The organism is Curtobacterium sp. Arg-1 (assembly GCF_025643395.1).
Classification (GTDB): Bacteria; Actinomycetota; Actinomycetes; order Actinomycetales; family Microbacteriaceae; genus Curtobacterium; species Curtobacterium poinsettiae.
Map to the genome: position 1 here is coordinate 1620092 of NZ_CP095731.1, position 26193 is coordinate 1646284.

A 26193-nucleotide genomic window follows, 5' to 3' on the forward strand; every position below is an offset into this window, starting at 1 on the left:
CGCCATGACCGAGACGCAACGACGCAGTCTGCTCGAACGGCTGATCGGCAAGCCCCTGCCGTGGCTCGTCTGGGGGTGGGCGGTGATCGCCCTGGTCTGGCTGGTGCTGGCCGTCGTGGAGCCGTCCCGGTTCCACACCGAGATGGCGGTCCTCTGGGGCATCCTCGTCGCCGTGCAGATCGGCTCGGTGCTCGTTGTCCGTGCGCACAGCCGCAAGCGTGCTCGGGACGCAGGGAAGGACTCGTGACCGGTCCAGGGCCGGGGCGACCAGCGCGATGAACCCGACCGAGGACGCCGACGCCGATGCCGAACGTGCGCGGTTGGAACGCATCGCCTGGGGAGCCGCGTCCACGCCGGCCGACGCGGCCGACGCGCGGAGTGCCCTCGCCGCTCGCTCCGGCGCCGATCTGCACAACGCCGACCCGCACAGCGCCGACCGCGCACCCGGAGCCGACGCGCACGGAACGCGAACCGCCGACCGCGCACCCGCAGCCGACGCGCACGGAACGCGAACCGCCGACCGCGGAACGGATGCGGACGACCGCGGCAGGGGCCTCCTGGCCGGTGTCCGCCAGCGAGCCGGTCGCATCCGACGCTCCGACCACCGCGTCCTCTGGACCCTCGGCGCAGCCGCCGCCGTGATCGGTTTCGTCGCGGGGACCGGGGTCGGACTGTCGCTGGGGGCGCGCCCCGTCGACCCCACGACCACCGTCACGCCGCCAGCCGGGGCGGTGACGATCGACCGGCGGTTCGAGCAGCCGCAGACCGTCGCCGACCGGCCGCCAGCGGGGATCGCCACGCCGATGGAACGCTCGAGCACCCGTCTGGTGTTCACGAACCGATCGCTGTCGGGCGACGACGCGGCGACACCGTGGAACGTCTGGGCCGGGGTCGGTCGGGACGGTTCGACGATCTGCCTCGTCGCGTCGGCCGACCAACTCGAGGGCACGAGCGCCTGCTGGCCGCGCGGAGCGGCGCTGCACGGACGGGTGTCGCTGTCGGCGACGGCGCTCAGCGGGACGCTGACGGTCCGTCTGGTCGGCGGCGGGGTCCGGGCATCGGTGACGACCGGCGCCGAACCGATGTACACCGCCGGTCCGGTCGGCTGATACGCGAGCCCGAGCGGCGCGCCGTCGATCGGACCCGTAGGCTCCGAGTCGGACCGACCGGTGCACGGGGCGCACGGCGGGATCCGAGGGGGAACCACATGTCCATCACATCCAGGATGACCACGGCGGGGACAGCGGCGGCGATCGTCGCGCTCGCACTCTCCGGCTGCGCCGGCACCGGCACGACGGCGCCGGGGACGCAGCGGGCCGCCCCGCAGTCGTCGACGCCCACGCAGACACCGACGCCGACACCGTCGGCTGCACCCACCGTCGACGCTGCCACGAAGGACCTGTCGTTCGAGGACGGCGCCGCGCTCTCGTCGAGCACCCTGCCCGCGTTCGGGCTCGAGGTCTCGGCACTCGACGGCTGGGAGCAGACCGGCGAGGACCAGACCAGCGGGTCCAGGGAGTACACGAACGCCGACGGCTCCGTGGCGACCATCACGCAGCAGCGGCTGACCGACCTCGACCCGACGATCGGGGACCGCGCCGCCACCGAGCAGCTGTTCACCGCGGCGGGTCTCCCGGGCGACCGGCTCGAGGAACAGCTGCTGCCGACGATGACCGGTGGGACCGCGCAGTTCCTGTCGATCGCCGGGCACAACACGGACGGTTCGTGGTCGGCGACGGTCGCGCGCGCCTTCGCGAAGCCCGGGGCCGCGCTCATCGTGAAGGTCCGGACGACGTCGCAGGAAGCGCTCCGCCCGGACCTGCACGACATCCTGGTCAACGCGAAGGTGGTCGTCGCCTAGGACCGGAACCGGAACCGGAACCGGTGCGACGGGTCGCCGCGACGGGTCCCTATGCTGAGTCCTCGTGCGCCGCTCCCTTCGACTGCTGACCGTCCTCGTGATCGTCTTCGTGTTCGCCGCCGGGCTCCTGGGGTCGGTGGTGTTCGTCCAGCGCGTGCTGGCGGATCCGGGCAGTGACGTTGCGTGGGTCGGTGTCGTCCGGAGTCTTGCTCTCCTGGTGATCGGGGTCGTGCTGACGCTGCGTGGGCGGCGTGCCCTGCCCGCCCTCGGCGAAGCGATGACCCTGCACGCGGCGGTCGGCCCGGTCCGGCCGCTCACGATCGTGGTGTGGGCCTTCCTCGGTGCCACCATCTACTCGACCCTGCGCGGCTGGACGGTGATCGTCCCCGTCGCGGCCGTCGTCGGTGCGGTCGTCGTCGGGTTGCCGTTCGTCGACCGCCTCCTGGACCGGGTGCTCGCCCGGCAGGCGGCGCAAGCCGACGCCGAAGCCGCGACACCGGTCGCTCCGGTCGCACCCGCCGGGACCGCCGCCGACGCGTGAGACAGCAAGCGAGACGGCACGCGGGACGGACGTGAGACGGTCACGAGACGAGACGGGAGGCCCAGTGCCAGCTGGCACCGGGCCTCCCGTCTCGTCGTCGACGCGGCCTGACCGCCCCTGCCGACCCCCACGGGTCGGCTCGCGTCAGCGCTCCGCGCGCCCGGCGAACCGGTACCGGAACCCGGGCACACCGTCCGCGGTGACGACCACGTCGTAGTAGCCCCACTCGTCGAGCGGCCAGTGCATCGTCTTGTGCCCGGACCCACGGACGTGCGCGGTCTCGCGGTGCTCGACGAAGTCGTTGGCCACGAGTTCGAAGCGGAGTTCGCCCGTGCCGGTGTTCTCGAGCAGGAGCTGCAGGGTTCGCCGGCCGCGGGTGTCCCGGACGACGGAGACGTGCGGGACACCACCGGTCGCCCGGCCGCCGACCGTGACGGTCCCGGCGAAGCGCCGGAGGAACCGGTCGGGTCCGTAGACGCTGACGTCGTACGCGCCGCCGGTCGTCGTGGTGTCCCACACCCAGTCGGCGCTCGCTCCCACGGGGACGGTCTTCGGGTGGGCGGCGAACGGCATCGCGGTGTTCGGGTACACCAGGAAGTTGACGCCCTGGCGGCCGTCGTTCGCGAGCGCCACGGTGACCCGACCGGTGCGGTGGTCGACGGTCGCGTCCGCGTGCTGTCGGTAGGGCAGGGGCCGACGGCGGACGGTGCCGGGCTCCTGGACGGGCACCGTCTGCGCGCCGATCGCGGGTTCCTCGATGGGCGGCTTGGCCTGGTCGGCGTCGGCGGCAGCGACCAGCGCGCGGGTCTGCTCGATGCCGGGGACGACGTCGGCGCCCGGGATGCTCGGGTCGGGGGCACTGAAGTCGAAGCAGCTGGTCAGGTCGCCGGAGACTGTCCGTCGCCAGTCGGAGATGTTCGGCTCGCGGACCCCCGTGACGTGTTCGAGGAACTGGATCACGGAGGTGTGGTCCGCCACCTGCGAGTTGACCCACCCGCCACGGCTCCAGGGGGACACCACGGTCATCGGCACGCGGGCACCCATGCCGATGGGCAGGCCGTCGACGTACTCGTCCGGGGTGCCCGGTTCGGCGAACGGGGGGACGACGTGGTCGAAGTACCCGTCGTTCTCGTCGTAGTTGACGAGCAGGACGGTCGAGGCCCAGGTGTCCGGGTTGCTGAAGAGTGCCTGCACCACGGCGTTCGTGTAGTGGGCGCCGTAGTCCGGGCTGGCCGCGGGGTGCTCGCTCCAGCCGTAGGGGGCGACGACGTACGACACGGTGGGCAGGCTGTTGGTCGCGCAGTCCTGCCCGAACTGGCTGAGCAGGTGGGTGACGTCGAGGCCCTTGCCGGAGTTCGGCTTCCACCCGTCGTGCAGCCCGGCACGCGCGGCGAGCTCCTGCTGGGCGGGGTCCGAGGATGCGAGGGCGCGGTGGTACTGCTCGAACAGCCAGAGCGGGTTGTCGCCGTAGTCGCCGACGTAGGGGTCGGCGGAGCTGTCGCCGACCTCGTCGTTGGCGTAGGTCTTCCAGGTGACCCCGGCAGCCTGCAGCCGTTCCGCGTAGGTGGTCCAGGCGAACACCGGTTCGTAGTCCGCCGGGTTGTCGGTCGCCGGTCCGCCCTGGGTGCCGCGGGGGTCGATCGTGCCGGACCACTGGTACAGGCGGTTCGGCGTCGTCGGCCCGTTGAGCGAGCAGTGGTAGTCGTCGCAGACCGTGAAGGCGCCGGCGAGTGCGCGCTGGTAGGGGATGTCCTCGCTCGTGAAGTAGCCCATCGTCTGGGCGCTCTTCGCGTCGACCCACCGGTTCCAGGCCCCGCCGTTCCACGCGGTGTGCCCGCCACCCCAGGAGTGGTCGAGGCCGTCGGCGTTCTGCGCGTTGAACCGCGTGGTGTCGAGCCGGAACGGCAGCATGGCGCCGCCGTCGGTGCGGGCCGCTGCCGGCTGGTGGAAGACGTCGTGTCCGGTCGGCAGCTCGAGCGCCTGCTTGTCGGAGAACCCTCGGACCCCGGGCATCGTGCCGTAGTAGTGGTCGAAGGACCGGTTCTCCTGCATGAGCACGACGACGTGCTTGACGTCGGCGATCGTGCCGGTGGGGACGGCACGGGCGGTCGCGGCGCTGGCACGGTCGGCCGCGCCCGGTCCGAACGCGGAGCCTGCGGCGACGCCGGCCATGATCGCGGCCGCGCCGCCGACCAGGACCGTGCGGCGGCTCAGACCGGGGCGGACCGCTGCGGTGTACGCGGCGTCCGGGGTCAGCGGTGGTGCGGCGTCCAGGCTGACGTCGGGTGCGCCGTGTTCGGGCTTCCTCGTGCTCATCGCGGGCCTTCCAGATCGGTGGGGAGTGCGGGCGCTGCGGGGGAAGAGCACCCGTCAGCATGACAACGAGGTGCGCTGAACCGTGCCTGGCCCGGTCGTGGCAGCGGGGTGAACGCGTCCGGTGGAATCGGGATCGACCTGTCCAGGTGCGCCGTGGCAGGACCCTGTCATCTCAGGGTGGCTGCCACCAGAACTCCGACGCACCTGGACAGGTGGAGCTGGGGCGGGGGAGGATCACGGGGTGCGACCACTGTTCCGGGACCTCGCCGAGGACCTCGCCGACCGGGTGCTCCGCGGTGAGTTCGACGCCACCGGGCTCCTGCCGGGCGAGCACGACCTGGCCGCCGACTACGGGGTGGCGCGCGGCACCGTGCGGAATGCCCTCGGTCTGCTCCGCGACCGGCAGGTGCTGACGGCGCGTCCGGGGTCCCGTTGGCGTGTCCGGACCGCGACGCTCGGCCACGACGCCGGCGCGCTCGAGTCGTTCGGTCAGCTGGCTCGGGCCAGGGGACACGAGCCGGGTGGTCGGGTGGTGGCGGTCGAGGAGCGCCCCGCCACGATGAGCGAGCGGCGGTTGTTCCACGCCGCGCCCGACGAGCCCGTCCTGCACGTCGCGCGGGTGCGCTCCCTGGACGGCGTCGACGTCATGCTCGAGCGCACCGCCTACGCGCCGTGGGTCGCCGCGGTCATCCGGACGATCCCGGGCGGGCAGACGTCGGTGTCCGCGACCCTGCAGGACCGGTTCGGCATCCGGGTCGGCTCCGCCGTCACCACCGTGGACGCGCTGCTGGCGGACGACGCCGACGCCGCGCTCCTCGGGGTCCGGCCCGGGGCGGCGCTCCTGCAGGTCCGCCGGTCGAGCACCGCCGAGGACGGCCGACCGCTCGAGGCCGGCGACGACCGGTACGTCGCCGGGACGGTGCCGCTCCGGATCCGGACGGCGTCCGCAGCGGCACCGCGGGTCGGCGCCGGGCCCGACGACGCGGGATGAGACGGACAGGAGGCGCGGTGCCAGCCGGCACCGTGCCTCCTGTCCGTCTCCGTGCAGCCCCACGACGTGGGCCGGCAGGCGGGGTCAGCGTCGCTGGGTGCCGCCCGCGGTGGCCGCGGCGACGGCCGCCGCCAGCCCGGCCTCGATGACGTCGACGGGGTCCGGCAGGGCCGCGATCGACGCCGCCACCTGCTGGCTGCGGGCGCGGTGGGTCGACGTGCTGAGGACCTCGAGGACGGCCCGACGGATCGCCCGAGGCCGTGGTGTCCCGGAACGCAGGTTCCGCCCGCACCCGGCCCAGGCCACCCGGGCGGCGACCTCCGGCTTGTCCTCGGTCGACCCGGCCACCACGAGCGGGACGCCGTGCGCGAGGGCGCGCTGCACCCCGCCGAACCCACCGTTCGTCACGACGACGCTGCACCGCGGCAGCAGCTGGTCGTAGGGCAGGAAGGTCGCCACCCGGGCGTTCGCGGGCAGGGCGGTGCCGAGTGCGCGCTCGAGCTGGTCGACCGGGCGGCCTCCCGTGGTCGCGACGACGAGGACGTCCTCGTCCGCCAGGGCGCGCAGGGTCGGCGCGAGGAGCCGGCCGAGGTCGACGGTGTCGATGGTCCCCTGGGTGACGAGCACCACCGGGGTGTCGGTGTCCAGGTCGTCCCACCACGCGGGCAGGTCGGCCGCGGAGGTCGGCGCGGAACGGGCCACGACCGGACCGACGAACCGGACCGTGTCCGGGAGCTCGCGGCGCGGGTACTCGAGCTCCCGGACGCTCATCTGGAACAGGGTGTCGAACGCGCGGTACGCGAAGTCGAAGGTGTCGATCGTCGACGGCGGTGCCCCCACCTCGGCGAGCACGGCGTCCACCGCGCGACGCAGCGGCCGGGTGAGGACGGGGTGGAGCGCCGCTGTGAGCAGTCGGTTGCGCGCGCGAGCCACCGGCCCGCGACCCGGGGGGAGCGCAGTGCCGAAGGGTGCCGCGTCGACGCTGGTGAGCGTCACCGGGGTGGTCGCGATCCCGAGCACGGGCAGACGCTCCGCGGGCGGCAGGGCCAGGTACGGCGCGAGCCCGGTGAACGACGCTTCGCCGAGCACCGCGTCGAAGCGCCCCGCTGCCAGCAGCGCCGTCAGCTCCCGGTACTGCGACGGGATCGCCCGGACGAACATGGCGATGATGCCCTCGCGGACGACCGCGATCCCGCGTGCCGCACTGGCGTCGGCGAGCCGCTCCTGCAGGTCGGCGTCGTCGAAGTCGACGTCGGCCGGCAGCGCAGCGAACCGGAGCCCCGCGCCGACGACGAGCTCGCGGTACTTGGTGCCGGTCAGCACGGTGATGTCGTGGCCGCGCACCGCGAGGGCACGTCCGACGTCGACGAGGGGCGCGAGGTGGCCGTAGACGGGCGGTGAACAGAGCAGGTACGAGGACACGGGGCCGCTTTTCGACGCTGGGGATGACCGGACGCTCGGAGCGTAGGTGCGGCGAGCACGCGCGTGGCGCGGCACGGACTGGGAATGGGTGAGAGTCCTCGAGCATCCGCACCGGGGCGTTAGGGTCGCTGCATGACCACACCCGCGGGGGCGAGTTCGGGCAACGGCTACTGGCGCGGCCAGATCTGGGCGACGGCCCTGCTCGGCGTCGGGATGGTGGCGTGCAGCGTCGTGCTCTTCCTGGCGGATCCCGACGAACCGGGACGCGGGCTCCTGACCGCGTTCGGCGGCCTGCTCTTCCTCACCACGTTCGGCTGGGCGGTCGACGCGGCGACCCGATCGGACCCCCGACAGCGCGCGCTCTTCGCGTGGGCCGTCGCCCAGCACGAGGCCGCGGGGCACGGCAACGACGTCCTCGCGCTGGCCGATGCCGCCCGTGCCCGCGACGGTGCGCTCGACGCCGAGCGGATCCGGGCACTGCAGGCGCTCCGGCCCGACAACCCGTACCCGGGCGGCCCGCTCGACGACGGCGCCGACAGCGTGGGCGGCGAGCCGGTCGACGCCGGCGCGAACCGGCTCGGCATCGCCCTGCTCGCGCTGTTCTTCGCCCTGACCGGCCTGTACTGCAGCTGCTGGCCGTCGGTGTTCGTGCTCGGGTGGCCGTTCCAGTTCATCGCGTCGATCCTGGCCGTGGTCGCGATCGTGCGGCCGGGTCGCGGGCGACGGCTCGGCGTCGTCGCGGCGATCGTCTCGGTGCTCGGCACCCTGGTGACGGTCGGCGTGCTCGTGTGGGGCGTGGTCGAGGGGGTCGGCAGCTAGCTGCCCGCGGTCGCGCGTGCGGCCCGCGACGTGCGCGGTGGCGGACGGGAGGCGCGGTGCCGGCCGGTGTCGCGCCTCCCGTCCGTCGTCACGCGGTCCACGGCGTGGGCTGGCGCAGCGCGCCGCTGCGGTGCCGGGACCCAGCAGGATCCTCAGCGCGTCGTCGCCGTTCGCCGGCGGACGAGGGGGTCCGTGCGCGAGGATCCAGGGGTGTCTCGTCGTGCGGCTGCTGTCCGGACCACCGTGGTGGTCGCGACCCTGCTGGTCGGTGTCGCCTTCGTCACCGCTCCGTGGCTCGGGATCGGGCGAGCGCCGGTGCTCGCCGCCGTGCTGCCGGCACGTTCCCTCGTGACCGTGGGGCTGGCCGCCGTCGGCCTCGCGCTGCTGCTCGTCGCCGTCGCCGTGCGTCGCGTGCGACTCGTTGCCGCGTCGGTCGGTGTGGTCGTGCTCGTCGTCGCCGTGGCCAACACGGCCGTCCTCGGCGCGCGGGGGTGGGACGTCGGGGCCGTCAGCGGTGCGGGTGACTCGCTCCGGGTGTTCGAGTGGAACACCAACGGGGGACTCGTCGGTCCGCAGGGTGTCGCCCGGGCGGCGCTGTCCGCACGGGCGGACGTCGTCGTGCTGCCCGACGCGGGGGACCGACGCGCTGCCGCCGCGGTGGCGCGTTCGATGGGCGAGCACGGTCGGCCGGTGCGGCTGTTCATGCGCCGGCAGGGCGCGCAGGTGGCGGTGCTCGTCCGCGCCGACCTGGCCTCCGGAGCGTCGATGCGTCCCGGTGTCGACCCGGTGAAGACGATGACGGTGTCCGGACCGTCGATCCCGACGATCGTCGCGGTGCACGCCCCGCAGCCGGTGCTGCCCGGCGGTCTGGCGGGCTGGCGGACCGATCTACGGTGGATCGGTGAGCAGTGCGGCCGCGGCGCGGACGTCATCGTGTCGGGGGACTTCAACGGATCGGTCGACAGCTTCGACGGCGGCCGCCTCGGGTCGTGCCGGGACGCCGCGTCGGCCGTGCACGCCGCGGCACTCGGCACGTGGCCGACGTGGCTCGATCCGCGGCTGGCGATGCCGATCGACCACACCCTGGTCGGTCCGTCGGCCGGTCCGTCGGCCGGTGTCGTCCGGTCGTGGAGCGTGCTGACGGCCGAGGACCACTCGGGTGCCCGGCACCGGCCCACCCTGACGGTCGTCACGCGCACCTGAGGCGGACCACGGCCCGGTTTCGGCGTGCGGGGCCGTTCTTCGGCGTGCGCGGCCTTGTTCCGGCCTGTTTCGGCGTTCGCGGGGCCCTGTTCCGGCCCGTTTCGGCGTGCGTGGGGCGCGTCAGGTGGGAACAGGCTCGCAACGTCGTCGAAACACGCGCACGGTGGGGTGGGTGCATGGACGTCACCACCACGGATCGTGCCCCCGCTCGCTGGTACCAGTCGCTGTTCGTGCAGATCGCGATCGGCGTCGCCCTCGGCATCGCGGTCGGGGTCTGCTTCCCGGCCGCGGCGCCGGTGCTCAACGTCGTCGGGCAGGGGTTCATCCGCCTGATCGAGATGGTGATCGCGCCGCTCGTCTTCATCGTCGTGGTGACCGGCATCGTGCACGTCGGCGACCTGCGGTCGGTGGGACGGATCGCCGGCAAGGCGATGGTCTACTTCCTGCTCGCGTCGTCGTGTGCGCTCGTGTTCGGTCTGCTGGTCGGCAACCTCGTGCGCCCCGGCGCCGGCCTGCGGATCGACCCGTCGTCGCTCGACGCCTCGGCCGTGGCGGCGAAGACCGCGGGCGGCACGGCTCCGGACGCCGGCACCTTCATCCTCGACCTCATCCCGTCGAGCGTCGTGAACGCGTTCGCGACGAACGACATCCTGCAGGTGCTCGTCTTCGCGGTGTTCGTCGGCGCGGCCATCGCCGCGATCGGGAGCGAGCGTGCGCGGCCGCTGGTCCGGGGGCTCGACCTGTGCCTCGAGGTCGTCTACCGGATCCTGGGCTGGGTCATGCGCCTGTCGCCGCTCGGTGCGTTCGGCGCGATGGCGTACGTGGTGGGGCAGTACGGCGTCGACACCCTGGGGTCGTACGGACTCCTCATCGCCGCCTGCTACGGCGCCGCCGCGGTGTTCATCGTGGCGTTGCTCGTCGGTGGGCGGCTGCTGTCCGGGGTGCCGATCTGGCGGTTCGTGTGGCACACCCGGGCCGAGTTCGGGCTGGCCCTCGGCACCGCGTCGACCGAGGCCGTGCTGCCGCGGATGATCACCCGGCTCACCGAGGTCGGCGTCTCACGGAGCGTCGCCGGGCTCGTCGTGCCGACGGGGTACTCGTTCAACCTGGACGGGGCAGCGATCTACCTGTCGATCTCGCTGCTGTTCCTGACGCAGGCGTTCGGGGTGCCGTTGACGCTCGAGCAGCAGGTCGCCGCGCTCGGGGTGCTGCTGCTGACGTCGAAGGGCATGGCCGGGGTGCCGGGGTCGTCGTTCCTGGCGCTGTCCGCGACGGCGACGAGTCTCGGGCTGTTCCCGGTCGCGGGCGTCGCGCTGCTGCTCGGCGCCGACCGGATCATGGACGCGATGCGGGTGAGCGTGAACCTGCTCGGCAACTGCGTCGCGACGCTGGTGGTGGCGCGGTGGCAGGGTGCGCTCGACCGTGAGCGGGTGGACGCGGTGCTGCGGCCCGGGCGCGGGGTCCGGCCGTCGTCGGAGCCGGAGTCTGCTGCGGGTGGTGCGGGTGCTGCGGGTGCGGCCGCGGTGACGGCGACGGCGCGGGTTCGGTGAGGGGCCGCGGCGCGGTCAGCGGTCGAGGACGGCGCGCTGCTGGTCGTACTGCTGGCGGGTCCGGTGTCCGCCCATCTTGCGCACGACTGCGCCCGAGGGGTCACGGGTGATGCGCCACCAGATCGCGGTGCAGAGCGACGTGGTCGGCAGGATCGTCCCGAGTCCGATCAGGAGCTGTCTGCCGAGATCCGTTCGCCAGGGCAGCCCGGACAGCTCGAGCACCGTGATGACGATCGCGCCCACGACGAGGTTGATCAGACTGCTCCAGAGCTTCCGCACGGTGCGCTGACGTGCCGCGTCGAGTTCCGGCAGCTGCGCCAGCGGGAGCGTCGAACCGATGTGCTCACGCGGTTCGCCGCCGACGATGACGGCGGCCGGGCCCGGGGCTGCAGCAGCGGCGTCGGTGTCCGTGGCGGGGCGCCACACCAGGTAGTCCAGGTGCTCCACGTCGTCGTCGATGCGGAACCATCCGCCTTCGAAGTCGCCGGCAGCGGCGTCGGGATCGGCGTGGGGAGTGGTCGTGGTCACGTCGGTCATCTTGGCAGCAACCGGTGCCGCTGCGGCACCACCGCTTCGGGGGTGGAACGGAGGCGACGGTCGCGGGGCCGGTGGTGCGTTCTGCTGGCAGGATGGTCCCGACACCACGGGGGCGGGGCGGACATGAGCACGGAACAGCAGGACTGGCGCGACCACGGGACGGGCCCGACGACGGGACGGGGCAACGCGATCGCCATCGCGCTCGTGTTGCCGGTGCTGCTCGTCGTGAGTTGGGTGGTCCAGATCGGGGCGTACCTGGAGCGTGACTTCGGGTCGATGGACGACCGGCTCGGCCCAGGGGGCGTGCTGACCCGGCTGGTGATCGGGGCCGCGCTGGCCGTGGGGATCCCGGCGGTGGTGCTCGTCGTGCAGGTCCGGGCTCGCCGGCGCGAACGGCGGCACTCGCTGGCCGCCGTGGTCGCGGCGATCGTCGTGCTGGTCATCGCCGTGCCGTGGAACGGTCTGGTCCTGACGTCACAGGTGCGGAGCATGGCCGCCGACGCCCGGCAGAGGGCGCAGCCGGCGACCGCCGCCGAGCGGCACTTCGCCGACGGCGACGCCGGGGCCACACTCGAACGGATCGGGGACCGCACCGTGCGGATCCTCGGCGGCGACCGGAAGTCCGCCTACCGCGATGGTGAGCGAGCCGGTGGTGCGTACAGCGAGGAGTGCAAGCTGTCGAACGCCCACCAGGGGGTGCGGTGGACGTACTGGTACGCCCCGGGGGAGTACACCGACGCCGACGGCAAGGAGCTCCTGCCCGAGGACCACACGATGATCGAGGGTGCGAACCGCGACGTGGACCGCGTCCGCTCGTACTGGGAGTCCGAGGGCATCGGTGCCCGCTCCGAGGCGGACCTGGTCCCCGACCAGATCTCACCCACAGCCGACTGGCTCGAGAGCACCTCGTCGTACACGCGGCCCGGTCCGGACGTCGACTTCCGCACGATCTGCCTGGTGCGCTGAGGGCTCATGCCGTGGTGGGGCCTCCGGGCTGTGAGCGGGTTCGCTCTGTGTCGTCGTTTTCGCGGCGGTCGGTGTCGGGCTCAGTCGCGCGCGTCCCAGCGCTGGCTACAGGTTGGGTGCGGGCCTGGACCGCCTCGCGGTGACTGGTTCAGTGTGACGGCCGAGAGCCCGGTAGATGGTGGTGGGGCTGACGCGGAGGACGTCGCCGATCTGCGCGACGGTCATCGCTTGCTGCTCGTCGAGCCGGCGCGCGGTGCGCACCTGGTCCACGGAGAGCCGCGACGGACGGCCACCGGTCCGGCCGCGGGCTCGGGCGGCGGCACGGCCGGCGTTCGTGCGTTCCTTGCTGAGGTCCCGTTCGAACTCCGCCAGTGCGGCGAAGACGTGGAACACGAGCCGCCCGCCGGGCGAGGTGGTGTCGATGGTCTCCTGCAGCGAGCGGAGCCCGCTGCCGCGCTCAGCGAGGGCGTGCAGGTGGTCGATGAGGTGCCGGATGGAGCGACCTTGCCGATCGAGCCGCCAGACGACGAGGGTGTCGCCGGCGCGGAGCTGGTCGAGGAGCTTGTCGAGCTCGGGCGGGTGTCGGAGCGAGCCGGAGATGGTGTCGACGAACACGCGGCAGCAGCCGACGGCGTTGAGCACATCGATCTGCAGCGACGCGTCCTGGTCGGTGGTGGACACGCGCGCGTACCCGAGGAGGTGACCCGTGAGGAGAACGGAGCGAAACTCGACCGACCGACCGGCGCGGTAGCGGCACGTGGATGCAGGAACTGGGTTTCGCTCCAAGACACGCCGGTCTGAGCCACGCTCCGACCTGCTCAAGCTCCGGTGCAGCGGAATCGGAGGTGTTTGTTACGTGGGTCGCGCTCGCGCGGCGAGCCGGAGTGCTTGCACGGAACGGAAGTGTTGTTCCGAGCGATGGCGGCCGTTGGCGGGAGACGGATGTGGTGCTGCGATGACCGGGAGGAGTCGGGGGTGCTCGTCCAGGGTGAGGTGTCGCATGACGCCGTCGAGGGCGACGGCCCCGTACGTGACGATCGCAGTGAGAGCGGGCAGCGCCGCGAGCAGTGTGGCAAGGGCATGCCGCCCCTCGTCGACGTCCGCGAGTCGCACGCGGTCGGGCAGTTCCCATGGGATGAGGTTCCAGCGGACGTACTCGCCGCGTGCGAGCCCTGACTCGATACGGGCTGCTCGGAACGCGGCCGCGGTCGGGCCCGGGTTGTCCTCGCTGCAGATGGCTGCGTGCGCTGCGGCGATGGTCTGGGGGCCGGGCGACTGCATCAGGACCAGGACGCGGCTGGATCTGCCGCCGGATCGTGGGTCGAAGCTCGGGACGAACCGTCGGCTGCCGTCGGGCGCGGTCCGCCACGTCTCCGCAAGACCGTTCAGCGATCGAACGTCAGCGAGTTCCTCGGGGGTACTCATGACGGCTGTGGCGGTGCCAGCAGGGTGCCACGGATGACGGATCCGTGAAAGGTGCGAAGGGCAACGGTGATCCATGCGGCGACGAGGCCGGCGTAGTAGATGACGGCGAGGACGGCAACGACGGTCAGGCCTGAGTGCAGGGCGAGCCCGTTGAGTCCGGTGACGCAGGTGCCGACGGGGAACGTGAACGACCACCAGGTCAGGCTGAACGGCAGGTGTTCGCGGGCGGTCCGGACGGTGACCGCGAGGGCGATGACGGTCCACAGCAGCGCGAAGCCGAGCATCGCGAACCCGTACACCAGCGCCACGACGAGGAGCGCGTGGGCGGTGGATGCGTCGACGACGGTGGGTGCGTTCGATGCGAGGAGGTTCACCGCCGTGATGGATTGTCCGACGGGTCCGAGGACGATCCACAGGGTCGGCACCATGCCGGCGGCCCCGACCTTGTGGTGCGCGAGCCGGTTCCAGATCAGCGTGATCACGACCAGCGACGTCACGAGACTGAGCCCGAAGAAGCCGTAGCAGGACCACAGCAGCGTCTCCCGCGCCTGTCCGGCGGGAGCGTACGGCAGCAGCAGGGCGCCGGTGGAGGCGGACACCATCGGCGGGACGATGGGCATCAGCCAGCCGCCGAACGCGGAGTCGGGCTTGTTCTCGTGGCGGATGAACGCCAGGTACGGCACCAGGACTGCCGTGAGCAGCCCTCCGATGGTGCCGATGGTCCACAGGACCCAGTCGATGGTGACGGCGGCGGGCAGGCCGACCCAGTCCTTGCCGAGCAGGAGTGTCCCGGCGCCGACGGTGAGGAACGCCATCGGTGGTGCGCCGTAGAAGTGGGAGATGACCGGGTTGAGGTGGTGCCTGGCTGCGGTGCTCCGGTAGCGGATCCAGTGCAGCACCGTCGCGATCGTGAGGGCGACGAGGAGCACCGCGGCGATCGCCCACACGACCGTCGCCGCGATGCGCAGACCGGGGAACTGCAGTGGGAGTGACGCAGCTGCGACAGCGACGATCCCAGTGCCCATGATTGATGCGAACCAGTTCGGTGTGAGATTCGACACGATCAGGCCTGGCCGCTCCAGGTCACGGAACAACGTCGTCTGCGGCCGTTGGGGCAGCTGGCTACCGTTCGCGGGTGCAGGGTCGGTGCGGAGCGTTGTCATGGGCCAAGCCTGCGCGAATCCTGCCTCTGGCGGTACCGGGAACCTCTTGGCGGGGCACAATCGTTGGTTGTGGCACTACGGCGACTCACGGACCGAACGTTCGACCTCGACACACTCGACGCGCTCGCATGCGTCGCCGAGACCGGCTCCTTCTCCGCTGCCGCTGGAGCGCTCGGCGTCACGCAACAGGCAGTGTCTGCTCGGATCCGGGTCGCCGAGCGCATGGTCGGCCACTTGTTGGTGCACCGCTCGACCACGGGGTCGGTGCTGACCGAGACCGGCCGGCTCGTCGTCGGGCTGGCCGGACCGGTCCTCGACGGGTCTCGCCACCTCGAGGCAGGAGTGGCTGCGCTGCGGGCTCCCACGGGTTCGCTCGTCGTCGCAGCGTCACAGACGATCGCGGAGCTGCTGCTGCCGGGCTGGCTGCTCGAATTCCGACGCCGTGAACCCGACGTGCGGGTGCGTTTGATCGCGGGCAACTCCGCCGCGGTGACGGACCTCGTGCAGTCGGGTGGCGCGAACCTCGGGTTCACGGAAACCCCGGTGACGGCGGCAGGTGTGTCCGCGCAGGTGATCGCGGACGATGAGCTCGCGGTCGTCGTTGCGCCGGACCATCCCTGGGCTCGGTCGACCGGGATCAGTGCGGAGGTCCTGGCGGCGACGGCTCTGCTCCTGCGGGAAGAAGGTTCCGGGACTCGCGCGACCCTCGCCGCATGGCTCAGGGAGGCCGGTTTGAACATGTCGGTTCCGGCCGCGGTGCTGGAGACCACGAGCATCATCCGGGCGAACGCGCAGGCTGGGATTGCACCGGCGGTGATGAGCCTTCGCACGGTCGCCGCCGACATCAACGACGGGTCGCTGGTGCGGGTCCCGCTCTCTGGAGCGCCACTTGCCCGGCCGTTGCGGGCGATCTGGTCGGGAGAGCCCCAGCCAGCTGTTTCTGCTTTCCTGCGCGTCGCCCACGAGGTGACCGGTCGGGGTCAGCGCAGCCCGTAGGGCAGCTCCGGATTGTTCTCCGCGATCTCGGTGAGCCGGTTGTACTTCGCGACGCGTTCTCCGCGGGCGGGGGCGCCTGACTTGATCTGCCCGGTTCCGGTGCCGACGACGAGGTCCGCGATGAACGTGTCGGTGGTCTCTCCGGACCGGTGCGACACCATGCTCCGCATCCCGAGCGAGCGTGCGACGCCGATCGCGTCGAGGGTCTGGGAGACGGTGCCGATCTGGTTCGGCTTGATGAGCGCTGCGTTCGAGAGCCCGTCCTTCCCGCCGTCGCGGATGCGCTGTGGATCGGTGACGTAGAGATCGTCGCCGACGATCTGGAGCATGCCGCCGAGCGCGGACGACATCGCCTTCCAGCCGCCGTGGTCATCTTCGGAGAAGCCGTCTTCGATGCTCCGGATCGGATACCGGCTGGTGAGGTCGCGGTAGTAGTCGACCATGCCTGCGCGGTCGAGACGGCGATCCACGACCCGATAGCTACCGTCGCCGAGCGCGAACTCGTTCGCCGCCGGGTCGAGTGCGATCGCGACGGTGTCGACGCCGGGCTCGTAGCCAGCGGCACTGATCGCGGCGACGAGGAGGTCGAGGGCCTCCTCGGGCGCGGCGATCGATGGGGCGAAGCCGCCTTCGTCCCCGAGACCGAGACTGCCGAACCGTTCCCGGACCAGTGCCGCCAGTGCGTGGTACACGTCCGACCCGATCCGAACCGCGTCGGTCATGGTGTCGGCGTTCACCGGGGCGATCATGAACTCCTGGAAGTCGAGCGCGTTCGCTGCGTGCGCTCCGCCGTTGAGCACGTTGAAGTGCGGGACGGGCAGGCGGGGCGTGCTGCCGGTGACGTCTGCGATCCAACGCCAGAGCGGCAGCTCCGCTGCGGCGGCGAGAGCGCGTGCCAGGGCGATCGAGGTCGCGACGACACTGTTCGCACCGAGCCGGCGGTAGTTCGGGGTGCCGTCGAGGGCAGCGAGGGCGGCGTCGACCTGCCCGATCGAGGTCCACGACTGACCGGTGATCATCGGTGCGACGTCCGTCGCGATGAGGTGCAGCGCCTGGCTCACGTCGCGGCCGCCGTAGCTGCTGCCGCCGTCGCGAAGCTCGACAGCCTCATGCGCGCCGGTCGATGCGCCTGCGGGGGCGTCACCGGTGACGACGGTGCCGTCCTCGAGCTCGAGACGCACCTGGATCGTCGGGCAGCCGCGGGAGTCGAGGATCCGGGAGCCGTGCAGGCTGCTGATGGTGACGGGGCGGCTGGTGTGGGTCACGTACTCGCCCTGATGGTGGGTGGTGTGGTGGACGTTGCTGATGTAGTCGTTCATGGCGGTTGTCGCCTTTCGGGTTGGTCGTGCTGGTGTGGGCCGCGGGGAGGCGGAGGGACGACCTCCTGGCGATCACTGGGCGCCAGTTGCCTCCCCACGGCGGTTCAGGGCGCCCACTGGATGGTGCGCGGGTGCGCGGGTGACGGTCAGGGGTGCGGGGTGAACCGTTCCTGTGCGGAGCGGATGATGGCTTCGGCGTCGACACGGTTCGCCCACCCGTTGGTGGTGACGTGCTTGCCGTGCTCGATCTCCTTGTAGTGGGCGAAGAAGTGCTCGATCTCCGCCAAGACCGGCTCGGCGACGTCGGAGATGTCCTGGACGTGGTCGAAGCGGACGTCTCCGGCGGGGACGGCGAGGATCTTGTCATCGCCGCCGTTCTCGTCGACCATGCGGAGCATCCCGACCGGGCGGACGTCGACGACGACGCCGGGGAACGTGGGCCGGGGCAGCAGCACGAGTGCGTCGAGGGGGTCGCCGTCATCGCCGAGCGTGTCGTCGATCGAGCCGTAGTCCTGCGGGAACACCATGCTGGTGAACACCGCCCGGTCCAGGCGGATCCGTCCGGTGGCGTGGTCGACCTCGTACTTGTTGCCGCTGCCGCGGGGGATCTCGATCGTGATGTCGAAGTGCATGAGCTGTTCTTCTCCCAGTCGGATGGTCAAGTGAGGGTGCCGAGGGTGACGCCCCCGGCGGCTGCGGCGACGGAGACGACGAGCATCCCGAGCCCGTTCACGGCAGCCGCGGTGGTGCGGCCGGTGCGTGCGAGGCGGACGGTCTCGAAGCTGGCGGTGCTGAACGTGGTGTAGCCACCCATGAGCCCGGTTCCGAGCAGCGCGACGGGGGTAGCGCCGAGGTGACCGGCGGCGCCGGTGATCAAGCCCAGCAGGAACGAGCCGGTGATGTTGATCGTCAGCGTCCCGACCGGGAGCCGGAACTGCCGACCCCGGTTGATCGCACCGTCCACGAAGAACCGTGCGGCCGCGCCGACGCCGCCAGCGACAGCGACGCTGAGGAATGCCAGGGCGCTCATGATGTGGCTCCGTTCGGTCGGACCAAGCCCGCGATCGCGAGGCCGCTCCCGGTGGCGATCGCGCCGGCCAGGACCGTCAGGAGCCCGTACCCGGTGCCGGACAACCCGCGGCCGGCGAGGAACAACACCGCGGTGCTGGTCGCGAGGGTGCTGTAGGTGGTGAACCCGCCGAGGACACCGGTTCCCAGAAGCAGGCGCAGTGCCCGGCGGCGCCCTTCGTCAGGTCCGCGATGCGCGAGGTGTTCCAGCAGCACACCGAGTAGGAGCGCGCCGGCGATGTTGATCCAGAAGATCGCCCAGGACACCCCGTGCTGAGCGGGGAACGCGGTGCTGAGTCCGTCACGTGCGGCGGTACCGATGGCGCCGCCGAGTGCGACGACACCGAGGTACCGCCACCGCAGATGCACTGGCCTGGCGATACGTTCCGGGTCATCGGCGTCGATGTCCGGGTCGGGCGGGAGCTGCCCATCGGGCAGGTCCGTGTCCGTTCGGGAGGTCATGTTCCACCTTCCGCAGCGACCGCTGCCGCTGCTGCTCGTGCTGCCGGATGCAGGTACTCCCCACCCCGCGGACAGAACCCACCGTCGCCGTCGAACCGGTAGACCAGGGGTTCGCCCGTGGGGAGGTTCAGGTCCGCGAGCTCACCGTCGGTCAGGCCGTCCATGCAGGCACACAGTGCCCGCAATGAGTTGCCGTGCGCGACGACGAGCACTGTCTGCCCGTCGCGGAGTGCCGGGGTGATTCGGTCCGACAGGACGGGTCGGACCCGGAGGATGACGTCGGACAGTGTCTCGGTTCGACGAACTGCCGCCCACGGCAGTCCACGAAGCGCCGGCGTCCGCCGGAGCGCCAACCACGCGCGGATCGACATGCGTGGCGGCCGACCCGTGCGGGTCCGGCGAACAGCGAAGAACTGCTCCGCCCCCAACGCCGCTTGCGCACTCTGCTTGGACATGCCGGTGAGTGCGCCGTAGTTCCGCTCGTTCAACCGCCACGACGACTCGATCGGCGCATCACGTCCGACGACGTCGGTGACGAGCTCCGCCGTGTGGAGCGCCCGCTCGGGCGTCGACGTGAGCACGAGGTCCGGTCGGATGCCCGCATGCAGGAGCAGCAACCCAGCCCGATTCGCTTCGGTGGTGCCCTGTTCGGTCAGCGCGACGTCTCGCAAGCCGGTGAAGGTGCCGGCATCGTTCGCAGTGCTCTGTCCGTGGCGGAGCAGAACAAGCTGGCCGGTCACGGGGTGTCCCACGGCAGCGGGGCATCGAACCCGACCGGATCAACGGGCACCACGAGCACTGAACGGTGCTGTCGATGGGTCAGCCGTGCCGCGACCGACCCCGTGAAGAACTCCGCGATTCGACCCGCTCCCGTCCTGGCCCCGACGACCAGCATCGCCGCGTCGCGGTCTTCGGCCACCTGCGACAATGCCCGGCTCGGATCCCCGACACCGGCAACGAACGTGACGTCGACGCCGTAGGTCGTTGCGGCAGCACGTACTGCCACCTCGTCACTGTCAGACAAGCCCTGCGGTGTCGTGTCAGCAGTGTCAGGGTCGATCGGTTCCGCCATCACCGACCCGTCCGAGCGCGTACCGGCATCGATGAGCGACGCATCCACGCTGACGCACACCAGCGTCGTACCGAAGCGCCGCGCGATGGACGACGCAACCTCGATCACCGCCGGCGCGAGGCCGGGTAGGACACCGACGACGACCGGTCCGGTACCTATTGGTGCTGTCATGACACTCCCTACCTCAGGCGCGCAGAAACGCGACCAGCTGAGATAGGGACTGTTGTCGACAACTGTCGAGGTTGGGTCCGGCAAGCCCCACTACCGGGTCCGAAGACACCACCAGTATGCACCCGAACCCCTCGTCACGCGAGCCGTCTCGCGCACCCGTGACGTCCCGACACCGAAGGAAGCGATTCCGACGACACGGAGCGAAGCTGCCCACAGACGGATTCCGGGGGGGGGGCTGGCGCAGATCTCGGAGTGTCCGGTGGACGATCGGTCATCGAACACCGGAGTGGACCAGCAGAATCGAGTCATGACGACCCCTCCTGCTGATCTCTCTTGGATCGGTTTCACCAACCAGCAGCGCGACCTTCTCGAGACGCTGCACTTCATCGGCAACAACGGGTGGGATCGCAACGGCCAGAGCGACGAGATGATGCCGCGGCTGTTGGAACAAGCGGCCGCCGCAGACCTGTCGCTCGCGCGCATCAAGGAGGCCATGGCCGCGGTCGGGCACTCTCGGAATGAGCTGCACCAGCTCGATCGATGGGAGTCCAAGCGAACCACCGGCAAGTTCGGGCGCTGATCGTCCCGCAGACCGATCGGTGGCCGGGCAGCGGCTCGACGGCAGCGGGATCTAGAGTGCGAACTGTGCTCGTTCCGTACGATCCGTCCTGGCCACACCAATTCGAGGCTGCCGCTGAGGAGATCCAGAAGCTGGGGAACAGTGTTTGGCTCGTCGAGCACATCGGCTCGACCTCTGTTCCTGGTCTGGCCGCGAAGCCAATCATCGATCTTGCAGTCCGGGTCTGCGACGGCGCGGACTTCGAGGCCCACCGCCAGCGCTTGGAAGCTGGCGGATGGGAACTTGGAAGCAGCGTGCGTTCCCATCCCGTGATGGTCTTCGAGCGCGACGGGCGAAGACTTCGTATCGCGCACTTCTTCACGGCAGACGAATGGGAGCACAACAACCAGCGCATCTTGCGGGATTGGCTCCTCAACCACCCCGAGGACATGAGGCGTTACGAGGCGGCGAAAGTTGCTGCCGTAGAGGGAGCTCAGCAGCGCGGAGCTTCGTATAACGCAGCCAAGACGGCAGTCATCCAGTCCATCGTTGATCGTGCCCGAGCTGACCGAGGTCTTCCTTCCGTACCGGTCTACGACAAATAGTGGTGTGTCTGGCGGGCGGCAGAACGTGCCCGTAAGGCGGTGGTTCACCGCTCCATGACAGTTGCCGCCTTCGACAGCCTCTGTTGTCTACTGCCGCCTGACCGGGGGTGTTGCCGCATGCCTGTCCCGCAAAAATGCCCGGTGAAGGGGCGCCAAACGCACCACAGCGGCGACCTCGCTGGCAGCGACGGCGTCAGGGCTGGGAGCGGGGACCGGGCTCATCGCAAAGGCGTCGTAGTGGTTGCTGACGGGCTCCACGTTCTGCCCTCGCGCCGTGTGAGGGTCGAATCGGGGACTCTCGGACCCAACCTGTTGGCCCGGTGCAACGAGCGGGCCGAGCGGAAGGGGAGTGCATCCTTCCGAAGGACGGGCGAGACGCCGTCCTCACACGTGTCTGGTGCGCCGAGCATCGGGCTGATCGGCGCTCGTCACCGCGGTGCGCGCTCACCCACCGACCAGGCGCTCGACGGCGTCCAGCACGACGGCCGGGGTCTCGCCGGCAGCGATCTCGGATCGGATCCGTTCGGCGGCGACGCGGAACGCCGGCTCGGTCAGGAGCCGCGACGCGGTGGTGCGGATGTCCTCCGCGGTCGCCGTCGCGGCGTCGAGGACGAGTCCGGCGCCCAGGGCCTCGACGCAGCCGCCGTTCGGCAACTGGTCCGCACCGAGCGGCAGGACCAGCAGGGGCACCCCGTGCGCGAGCGCCCCGGTCACCGATCCGGATCCGCCGTGGTTCACGACCAGGTCCACGAGCCCGAGCACCGAGTCCTGCGGCACGTACTGCTCGACCCGGATCGTCCCCGGACCCGCCGGCACCGGGAAGGTCGTCGGGTCGACCCAGGGTCCGGTCGTCACGAGGATCCGCGCAGGCAGGGCGGCGAGCGCGTCGATCAGCCGAGCGAACAGGTCGCCGGACTTCGTGTTGAACTCGGTGCCGAGCGTGACGTACACGCGGGGTCCGTCGCCGGCGGCCAACCACGCCGCGGCGTCCGACAGGGGTGACGACCAGGTGTCCGGTCGCATCCGGATCACCGGGCCCCGCAGCTCGCGCCCGGATCGCATCGACGCCGGGAACGGGATGACGGTGAGCGCGCCGCCGAGCATGTGCTGCTCCGGGTCGGGCCCGAGTCCCGCGCGTCGACGGAGCGCCTCGAGCGGCTCTCGCACCGCTTCGCGCCAGGTCCCGCCGGCCGAGGCGAAGGCCAGGACCACCACGCACGGCACCCCGGCTCGTTCGGCGGCGGTCATCGCGCCGAAGTCGAACTCCCCGCAGACCACGAGGTCAGCGGTCCACCGTGTGACCAGTCGTCCGACGTCGACGACGGCACCGGCGGCCGCGTCCCCCAGGAACACCTGGGGGACGCGGGTGAGCACCGTGCTCGGGTCGATCGGGGTCAGGGTGCCGGTGCCCGGCCTGCTCGCCGGCAGCTCCACGTCCCGCGGTTGCCGGTGCGAGAAGCCGGTCTGTTCGAGGACTGCCTCGCGTGCGCCGCTCAGGGCCGTCCGGTGTCCGGCAGCGCTGGCCGCGCGGGCGAGCGGCAGCATCGGTGCGAGGTGTCCGCGCCCCCGCGGGAACGAGAACACGATGCGCAGGGGTTCCGGAGCACCGTAGCCGGGCCGGCCGTTCGCAGCAGACACCACAGGGCTCCGATCGTCGTGCGGGCTGCCTGCCCGCTTCGTCAGACAACCGTATGGCGAACGGCGGTCGTGCTCCATGAACCCTTGGTCAGCCTCGCGGGGCGCTCACGCGCCGACCGTGCTCACTTGCCGGCGGCCTCGTTGTAGGACTCGATCTGCTTGCCGGCCTGCTGTTCGGCGTCCTGCATCGTCGACTCGACGTCGGCACCCTCGACGATGCGGTTGAAGGCTCCGATGACGGTGGCACGGACCGTCGGGAACGCGCCGGTGATGCAGCCGGCCGCTGCGACGCTCGTGGGGTCGTCGGTGAGCTGCTGGTACATGGTGGCGATGTTCGGGTCGGACAGGGAGCGCTTGCCGACGGTGGTCTTCGCGGAGTCGGTGTTCATCGCGACGTAGCCGGTCGCCTTCGCCCACTCGGCCTGCACGTCGGGACTCTGGAGCCACTTGGCGAACGTGTACGACGCCTTCTGCTCGGCGGTCGAGTGGCCCTTGCCGGAGATCCACAGGGCGTTGCCGCCGATGACCTGGCCGGCGTCGTCGGAGTCCGACGTGGTGGGGAACCGGGCGACGACCGACTTGGAGCCGTCCGGGTCGACGGTCGTGTACGCGCCGGACGAGGTCAGCAGCATCCCGACCTTGTCGCTCGAGAACGCCGAGTTCTGCACGGTCGAGTCGGTGCCGGGGTTCAGGGCGGCGCCGTCCTGGTACAGCTTCTGCAGCGTGCTCATGAACTGCACCTGGGTGTCCGAGGTGAGCGAGACGCCGGTGACGGGCTTGCCCTTCCGGCCGTTGTCCGGCGTGCAGAACGGCTGGCCGCCCGAGGCACTCAGTTCCTCGAGCATCCACGAGTCGCCCATGTTCATGCTCATGCCGTAGCCACCGGTCGCGGCGTGGATCTTCTCGGCCCAGGTCGCGACCTGGGCCAGCGTCTTCGGCGGCTTCGCAGCGTCGAGGCCGGCCTTCGCGACGAGTGCCTTGTTCAGGTAGAGCACGGGCATCGAGACCGAGAACGGCATCGCCGCGAGCGACTTGCCGTCGCTGTAGTAGGTCGAGACGGCCGGTGCCATCGTGTCGGTCCTCGACGTCGAGCCGCTCACCGTCGCGGGGGACACCGTCTGGCCGGAGTCGATCATGAAGCCGGTCGACACGTCGTTCATCATGAGCAGGTCGGGCGTGGAGCCGGACTGCACCGCCGCCGTGTACTTCGTCTGGACGGCCGCGTAGTCGCCCTGGAACGACGACTTGACGGTGATGTGCTGGTCGTTCTGCTTGTTGAAGCGTGCGACGAGGGCGTCGAGTTCGGTCGCCGCCGGACCGGACATGGCGTGCCAGAAGTCGACGGTGACGGGGCCGGAGCGCTCCGACGCCGAGCTCGACGTGGAGCATCCGGTCAGGGCGAGGACGGCGACGGCGCCGGTGGCGAGTGCGGTGAGGGCGGTGGAACGACGAGTGGGCATGGTGCGTCCTTCGGGTGCGGGGCGGGCGGGGATCGGGAAGGGGAACGTGTGCGTCGTCACTTGAGTGCGCCGGCGGTGAGGCCGCCGGCGAGGAACCGCTGGGCGACGAGGACCAGGACGAGGACAGGGAGGGTCACCATGGCGGCGCCGGCCAGGACCACGCCGATGTCGGCGGCCTCGGCGTCGGACAGCTGGGCGATGCCGACCTGCACGGTGCGGTGCTCGGGCGAGTTGGTGACGAGGAGCGGCCAGAAGAACCCGTTCCACGCGGCCGTCGCGCTCACGAGCGTGACCGAGACGAGCGTCGGGCGGGTGAGCGGCAGCAGCATGGACCGGATGAACCGGAAGTGCCCGGCGCCGTCGAGGACCGCGGCTTCCCGCAGCTCGTCGGGGAAGCTCAGGAACGCCTGGCGGAACAGGAAGATCGTCAGCGCCGAGGCCACGAACGGCAGGAAGACGACCAGGAGCGTGTCGATGAGGTGCCAGGACGCCACGGTCAGGTAGTTCGCGATCAGGGTCGTCTCGCCGGGGATCATCAGGCTGGCGAGCAGGACGAGGAACAGGGCACGGGTGCCGCGGAGCCGGCAGAACACGAGCGCGTAGGCGGTCATGATGCCGATGACGACCTGCAGCACCGTCTGGGCGAGGGTGACGACGACGCTGTTCAGGAACTGCGCTCCGAGCGGGACGACCTGCGTGGCGCGGACGATGTTGTCGAGCGTCAGGTGGATCGGGACGAGACCGGCGAGGCCCTGGTCCAGGTACCGGGTCGGGGTGAGTGCGCCCTCGAACACGTAGTACAGGGGGAAGCAGACGACGACGACCGCGATGACGAGCCAGGCGTAGACGAAGGCGCTCCGGAGCCGGCGGACGGTGACGGGGCGCATCAGTAGTTCACCCGCTTCTCGAGCACGCCGAACTGCACGATCGACAGCCCCAGGACCAGCAGGAACAGCACGACCCCGAGCGCGGCGGCGAGGCCGAAGTTCGCACTGCCCGACCCGAACGCCTGCTGGTAGATGGCGTAGACGAGGGTCTTCGACGAGTCGGCTGGACCGCCACCGGTCAGGATCTGGATCTGTCCGAAGGTCGTCAGCGCCTCGACGGTGCCGGTCACGACCACGAAGAAGAGCGTCGGGGTGACGAGCGGCAACGAGATCGACCACAGGGTCCGGACGGGGCCGGCCCCGTCGAGGTGCGCGGCCTCGATGACGTCCTGGTCGATGGCGCCGAACGCTCCGAGCAGGAGCAGCACGGTGAACCCGAGCGACCCCCAGATCGTGACGACGATGACGCTCGCCAGGGCCCACTGCGTGCTCGTCAGGAACGGGACGGGTGCTCCGCCGAACTGCGTGATCACCGTGTTCAACAGCCCGTTGCCGGGAGCGAGCATCGCCGCGAACGCGACGGACCCGGCCGACACGGAGACGACCATCGGCGCGGTCAGGAGTGCTCGGAACACCGGCAGACCGCGGAGCTTCACGGTGAGCGGCACGACGACGAGCAGCCCGAACACGATCCGCCCGGCGACCACGCCGACACAGAAGACGGCCGTGGTCAGCATCGTCCGTCCGAACGCGGGGTCGGTGAACGTGCGGACGTAGTTCTGCAGCCCGACCGAGCCGGCCGGCTGGCCGAAGATGTCGGTGCCCTGGGTGCTGAGGACCAGGACGCGGCCGAGCGGGTAGAAGACGAAGACCGCGAACGCGAGCAGCGCCGGTGCGAGGAGCACCAGACCGAGCCGTCGGTCGGAGCGCAACGACGACCGGGCCGACCGGGCCGCCCGGGCTGGACGCCGCGACTGCGGCGGCCGGGGCGATCCCGCGGTACGCGGGGGACCGGCGAGCAGGCCGGACGTGACGGGGACCGTCATGGGGCGGACACCTCCGAGTAGGGAACGTTCCCTATCCGGGAACGACTCCACTCTGCGGCGGGTGCCGGAGACGGGTCAAGGCGCGTCGATCACCCGCCGTCACCCGTTCACGCGGCGTTCAACCCCTCCGTCGGCGGAGAGCCGCCGTTCACCGTTCGCACCCACCCGTTCACCTG

At 71.1% G+C, this 26193-nt stretch carries 27 protein-coding genes and 1 pseudogene; 12 read left to right on the forward strand and 16 right to left on the reverse strand.

The features are described 5' to 3' along the window. Window positions 1-4: 4 nt before the first annotated feature. The 4 genes from MXD64_RS07785 (at window position 5) to MXD64_RS07800 (ending at window position 2402) form a co-directional block, all read left to right on the forward strand. Complete coding sequence (locus MXD64_RS07785) at window positions 5-247, forward strand: hypothetical protein (protein WP_017885712.1); 243 nt, start codon at window positions 5-7, stop codon at window positions 245-247. Between the two features lie 28 nt (window positions 248-275). Next, a complete protein-coding gene (locus MXD64_RS07790) occupies window positions 276-1109 on the forward strand; it encodes a hypothetical protein (protein ID WP_263137361.1) in 834 nt (277 codons plus the stop codon). A gap of 98 nt (window positions 1110-1207) precedes the next feature. After that, window positions 1208-1861 (forward strand): hypothetical protein, encoded by a 654-nt coding sequence (locus MXD64_RS07795; protein WP_152427135.1) that lies wholly within the window; start codon window positions 1208-1210, stop codon window positions 1859-1861. Between the two features lie 64 nt (window positions 1862-1925). Continuing rightward, window positions 1926-2402, forward strand: a complete 477-nt coding sequence (locus MXD64_RS07800; protein ID WP_263137362.1) for a hypothetical protein — start codon at window positions 1926-1928, stop codon at window positions 2400-2402. A gap of 144 nt (window positions 2403-2546) precedes the next feature. On the opposite strand, the gene MXD64_RS07805 is transcribed toward MXD64_RS07800, so the two are convergent. Beyond that, window positions 2547-4718, reverse strand: coding sequence for a phosphocholine-specific phospholipase C (locus tag MXD64_RS07805; protein ID WP_194590570.1), 2172 nt, complete (start codon window positions 4716-4718; stop codon window positions 2547-2549). 241 nt (window positions 4719-4959) lie between these two features. Here MXD64_RS07805 and MXD64_RS07810 point away from each other — a divergent pair, with 241 nt between their 5' ends. After that, window positions 4960-5709: a GntR family transcriptional regulator gene (locus tag MXD64_RS07810; protein WP_017885707.1), complete on the forward strand. Its 750-nt coding sequence runs from the start codon at window positions 4960-4962 to the stop codon at window positions 5707-5709. Window positions 5710-5793: 84 nt separating this feature from the next. On the opposite strand, the gene MXD64_RS07815 is transcribed toward MXD64_RS07810, so the two are convergent. Then, window positions 5794-7131 (reverse strand): nucleotide disphospho-sugar-binding domain-containing protein, encoded by a 1338-nt coding sequence (locus MXD64_RS07815; RefSeq protein ID WP_263137363.1) that lies wholly within the window; start codon window positions 7129-7131, stop codon window positions 5794-5796. 132 nt (window positions 7132-7263) lie between these two features. Between MXD64_RS07815 and MXD64_RS07820 the strand changes: the two genes are divergently transcribed. The 3 genes from MXD64_RS07820 to MXD64_RS07830 all read left to right on the forward strand — a co-directional run bounded on the left by MXD64_RS07820 (window position 7264) and on the right by MXD64_RS07830 (window position 10703). Further along, on the forward strand, window positions 7264-7950 hold the full coding sequence (locus MXD64_RS07820; protein ID WP_263137364.1) for a hypothetical protein: 687 nt from the start codon (window positions 7264-7266) through the stop codon (window positions 7948-7950). A gap of 210 nt (window positions 7951-8160) precedes the next feature. After that, on the forward strand, window positions 8161-9153 hold the full coding sequence (locus tag MXD64_RS07825) for an endonuclease/exonuclease/phosphatase family protein (protein WP_139179711.1): 993 nt from the start codon (window positions 8161-8163) through the stop codon (window positions 9151-9153). A gap of 176 nt (window positions 9154-9329) precedes the next feature. Further along, complete coding sequence (locus MXD64_RS07830; protein WP_017885703.1) at window positions 9330-10703, forward strand: C4-dicarboxylate transporter DctA; 1374 nt, start codon at window positions 9330-9332, stop codon at window positions 10701-10703. A 15-nt stretch (window positions 10704-10718) separates the two neighbouring features. Here the strand turns inward: MXD64_RS07830 and MXD64_RS07835 are convergent, their stop codons facing one another. Next, window positions 10719-11231 (reverse strand): hypothetical protein, encoded by a 513-nt coding sequence (locus MXD64_RS07835; protein WP_139179712.1) that lies wholly within the window; start codon window positions 11229-11231, stop codon window positions 10719-10721. 132 nt (window positions 11232-11363) lie between these two features. Between MXD64_RS07835 and MXD64_RS07840 the strand changes: the two genes are divergently transcribed. Beyond that, window positions 11364-12206 (forward strand): hypothetical protein, encoded by an 843-nt coding sequence (locus MXD64_RS07840; protein ID WP_017885701.1) that lies wholly within the window; start codon window positions 11364-11366, stop codon window positions 12204-12206. 105 nt (window positions 12207-12311) lie between these two features. On the opposite strand, the pseudogene MXD64_RS07845 reads toward MXD64_RS07840, so the two are convergent. The 3 genes and pseudogenes from MXD64_RS07845 to MXD64_RS07855 form a co-directional block, all read right to left on the reverse strand. Further along, a pseudogene (locus MXD64_RS07845) lies at window positions 12312-12902 on the reverse strand (recombinase family protein); the annotation flags it as partial. A 156-nt stretch (window positions 12903-13058) separates the two neighbouring features. Continuing rightward, the gene (locus tag MXD64_RS07850; protein WP_042538953.1) at window positions 13059-13631 is read right to left on the reverse strand and encodes a uracil-DNA glycosylase; all 573 of its coding nucleotides are present in this window, start codon (window positions 13629-13631) and stop codon (window positions 13059-13061) included. Further along, the gene (locus tag MXD64_RS07855) at window positions 13628-14656 is read right to left on the reverse strand and encodes a TDT family transporter (protein ID WP_017885698.1); all 1029 of its coding nucleotides are present in this window, start codon (window positions 14654-14656) and stop codon (window positions 13628-13630) included. The genes MXD64_RS07850 and MXD64_RS07855 overlap by 4 nt, the downstream gene beginning before the upstream one ends. Before the next feature lie 207 nt (window positions 14657-14863). Between MXD64_RS07855 and MXD64_RS07860 the strand changes: the two genes are divergently transcribed. Next, complete coding sequence (locus MXD64_RS07860) at window positions 14864-15790, forward strand: LysR family transcriptional regulator (RefSeq protein WP_263137443.1); 927 nt, start codon at window positions 14864-14866, stop codon at window positions 15788-15790. On the opposite strand, the gene eno is transcribed toward MXD64_RS07860, so the two are convergent. From eno to MXD64_RS07890, 6 genes are all read right to left on the reverse strand, one after another. Continuing rightward, window positions 15775-17109 (reverse strand): phosphopyruvate hydratase, encoded by a 1335-nt coding sequence (gene eno, locus MXD64_RS07865; protein ID WP_263137367.1) that lies wholly within the window; start codon window positions 17107-17109, stop codon window positions 15775-15777. The two genes, MXD64_RS07860 and eno, sit on opposite strands and share 16 nt — an antisense overlap. Window positions 17110-17255: 146 nt before the next feature. Further along, window positions 17256-17741 carry an inorganic diphosphatase gene (locus tag MXD64_RS07870; RefSeq protein WP_263137369.1) on the reverse strand — a complete coding sequence of 162 codons (486 nt, stop codon included), beginning with the start codon at window positions 17739-17741 and terminating at the stop codon, window positions 17256-17258. Between the two features lie 26 nt (window positions 17742-17767). After that, window positions 17768-18139: a fluoride efflux transporter FluC gene (locus MXD64_RS07875; protein WP_017885694.1), complete on the reverse strand. Its 372-nt coding sequence runs from the start codon at window positions 18137-18139 to the stop codon at window positions 17768-17770. After that, the gene (locus MXD64_RS07880) at window positions 18136-18546 is read right to left on the reverse strand and encodes a CrcB family protein (RefSeq protein ID WP_017885693.1); all 411 of its coding nucleotides are present in this window, start codon (window positions 18544-18546) and stop codon (window positions 18136-18138) included. Before MXD64_RS07880 ends, MXD64_RS07875 begins: the two co-directional genes overlap by 4 nt. An 89-nt stretch (window positions 18547-18635) precedes the next feature. Next, window positions 18636-19391 carry a 2,3-diphosphoglycerate-dependent phosphoglycerate mutase gene (locus MXD64_RS07885; protein WP_263137372.1) on the reverse strand — a complete coding sequence of 252 codons (756 nt, stop codon included), beginning with the start codon at window positions 19389-19391 and terminating at the stop codon, window positions 18636-18638. Then, entirely contained in the window at window positions 19376-19882 is a 507-nt protein-coding gene (locus tag MXD64_RS07890; protein WP_263137374.1) for a universal stress protein, read from the reverse strand. The genes MXD64_RS07885 and MXD64_RS07890 overlap by 16 nt, the downstream gene beginning before the upstream one ends. Before the next feature lie 307 nt (window positions 19883-20189). Here MXD64_RS07890 and MXD64_RS07895 point away from each other — a divergent pair, with 307 nt between their 5' ends. Together MXD64_RS07895 and MXD64_RS07900 are read left to right on the forward strand one after the other, a co-directional pair. Next, window positions 20190-20462 (forward strand): hypothetical protein, encoded by a 273-nt coding sequence (locus MXD64_RS07895; RefSeq protein ID WP_139179685.1) that lies wholly within the window; start codon window positions 20190-20192, stop codon window positions 20460-20462. 65 nt (window positions 20463-20527) lie between these two features. Continuing rightward, window positions 20528-21046: a GrpB family protein gene (locus MXD64_RS07900; protein ID WP_197068688.1), complete on the forward strand. Its 519-nt coding sequence runs from the start codon at window positions 20528-20530 to the stop codon at window positions 21044-21046. A gap of 444 nt (window positions 21047-21490) precedes the next feature. Here the strand turns inward: MXD64_RS07900 and MXD64_RS07905 are convergent, their stop codons facing one another. The 4 genes from MXD64_RS07905 to MXD64_RS07920 form a co-directional block, all read right to left on the reverse strand. After that, entirely contained in the window at window positions 21491-22684 is a 1194-nt protein-coding gene (locus MXD64_RS07905; RefSeq protein WP_263137375.1) for a glycosyltransferase, read from the reverse strand. A 122-nt stretch (window positions 22685-22806) separates the two neighbouring features. Next, entirely contained in the window at window positions 22807-24144 is a 1338-nt protein-coding gene (locus tag MXD64_RS07910; RefSeq protein ID WP_263137377.1) for an ABC transporter substrate-binding protein, read from the reverse strand. A gap of 56 nt (window positions 24145-24200) precedes the next feature. Continuing rightward, entirely contained in the window at window positions 24201-25031 is an 831-nt protein-coding gene (locus MXD64_RS07915) for a carbohydrate ABC transporter permease (protein WP_017885687.1), read from the reverse strand. Then, entirely contained in the window at window positions 25031-26017 is a 987-nt protein-coding gene (locus MXD64_RS07920; protein WP_017885686.1) for a carbohydrate ABC transporter permease, read from the reverse strand. The genes MXD64_RS07915 and MXD64_RS07920 overlap by 1 nt, the downstream gene beginning before the upstream one ends. Window positions 26018-26193 lie beyond the last annotated feature (176 nt).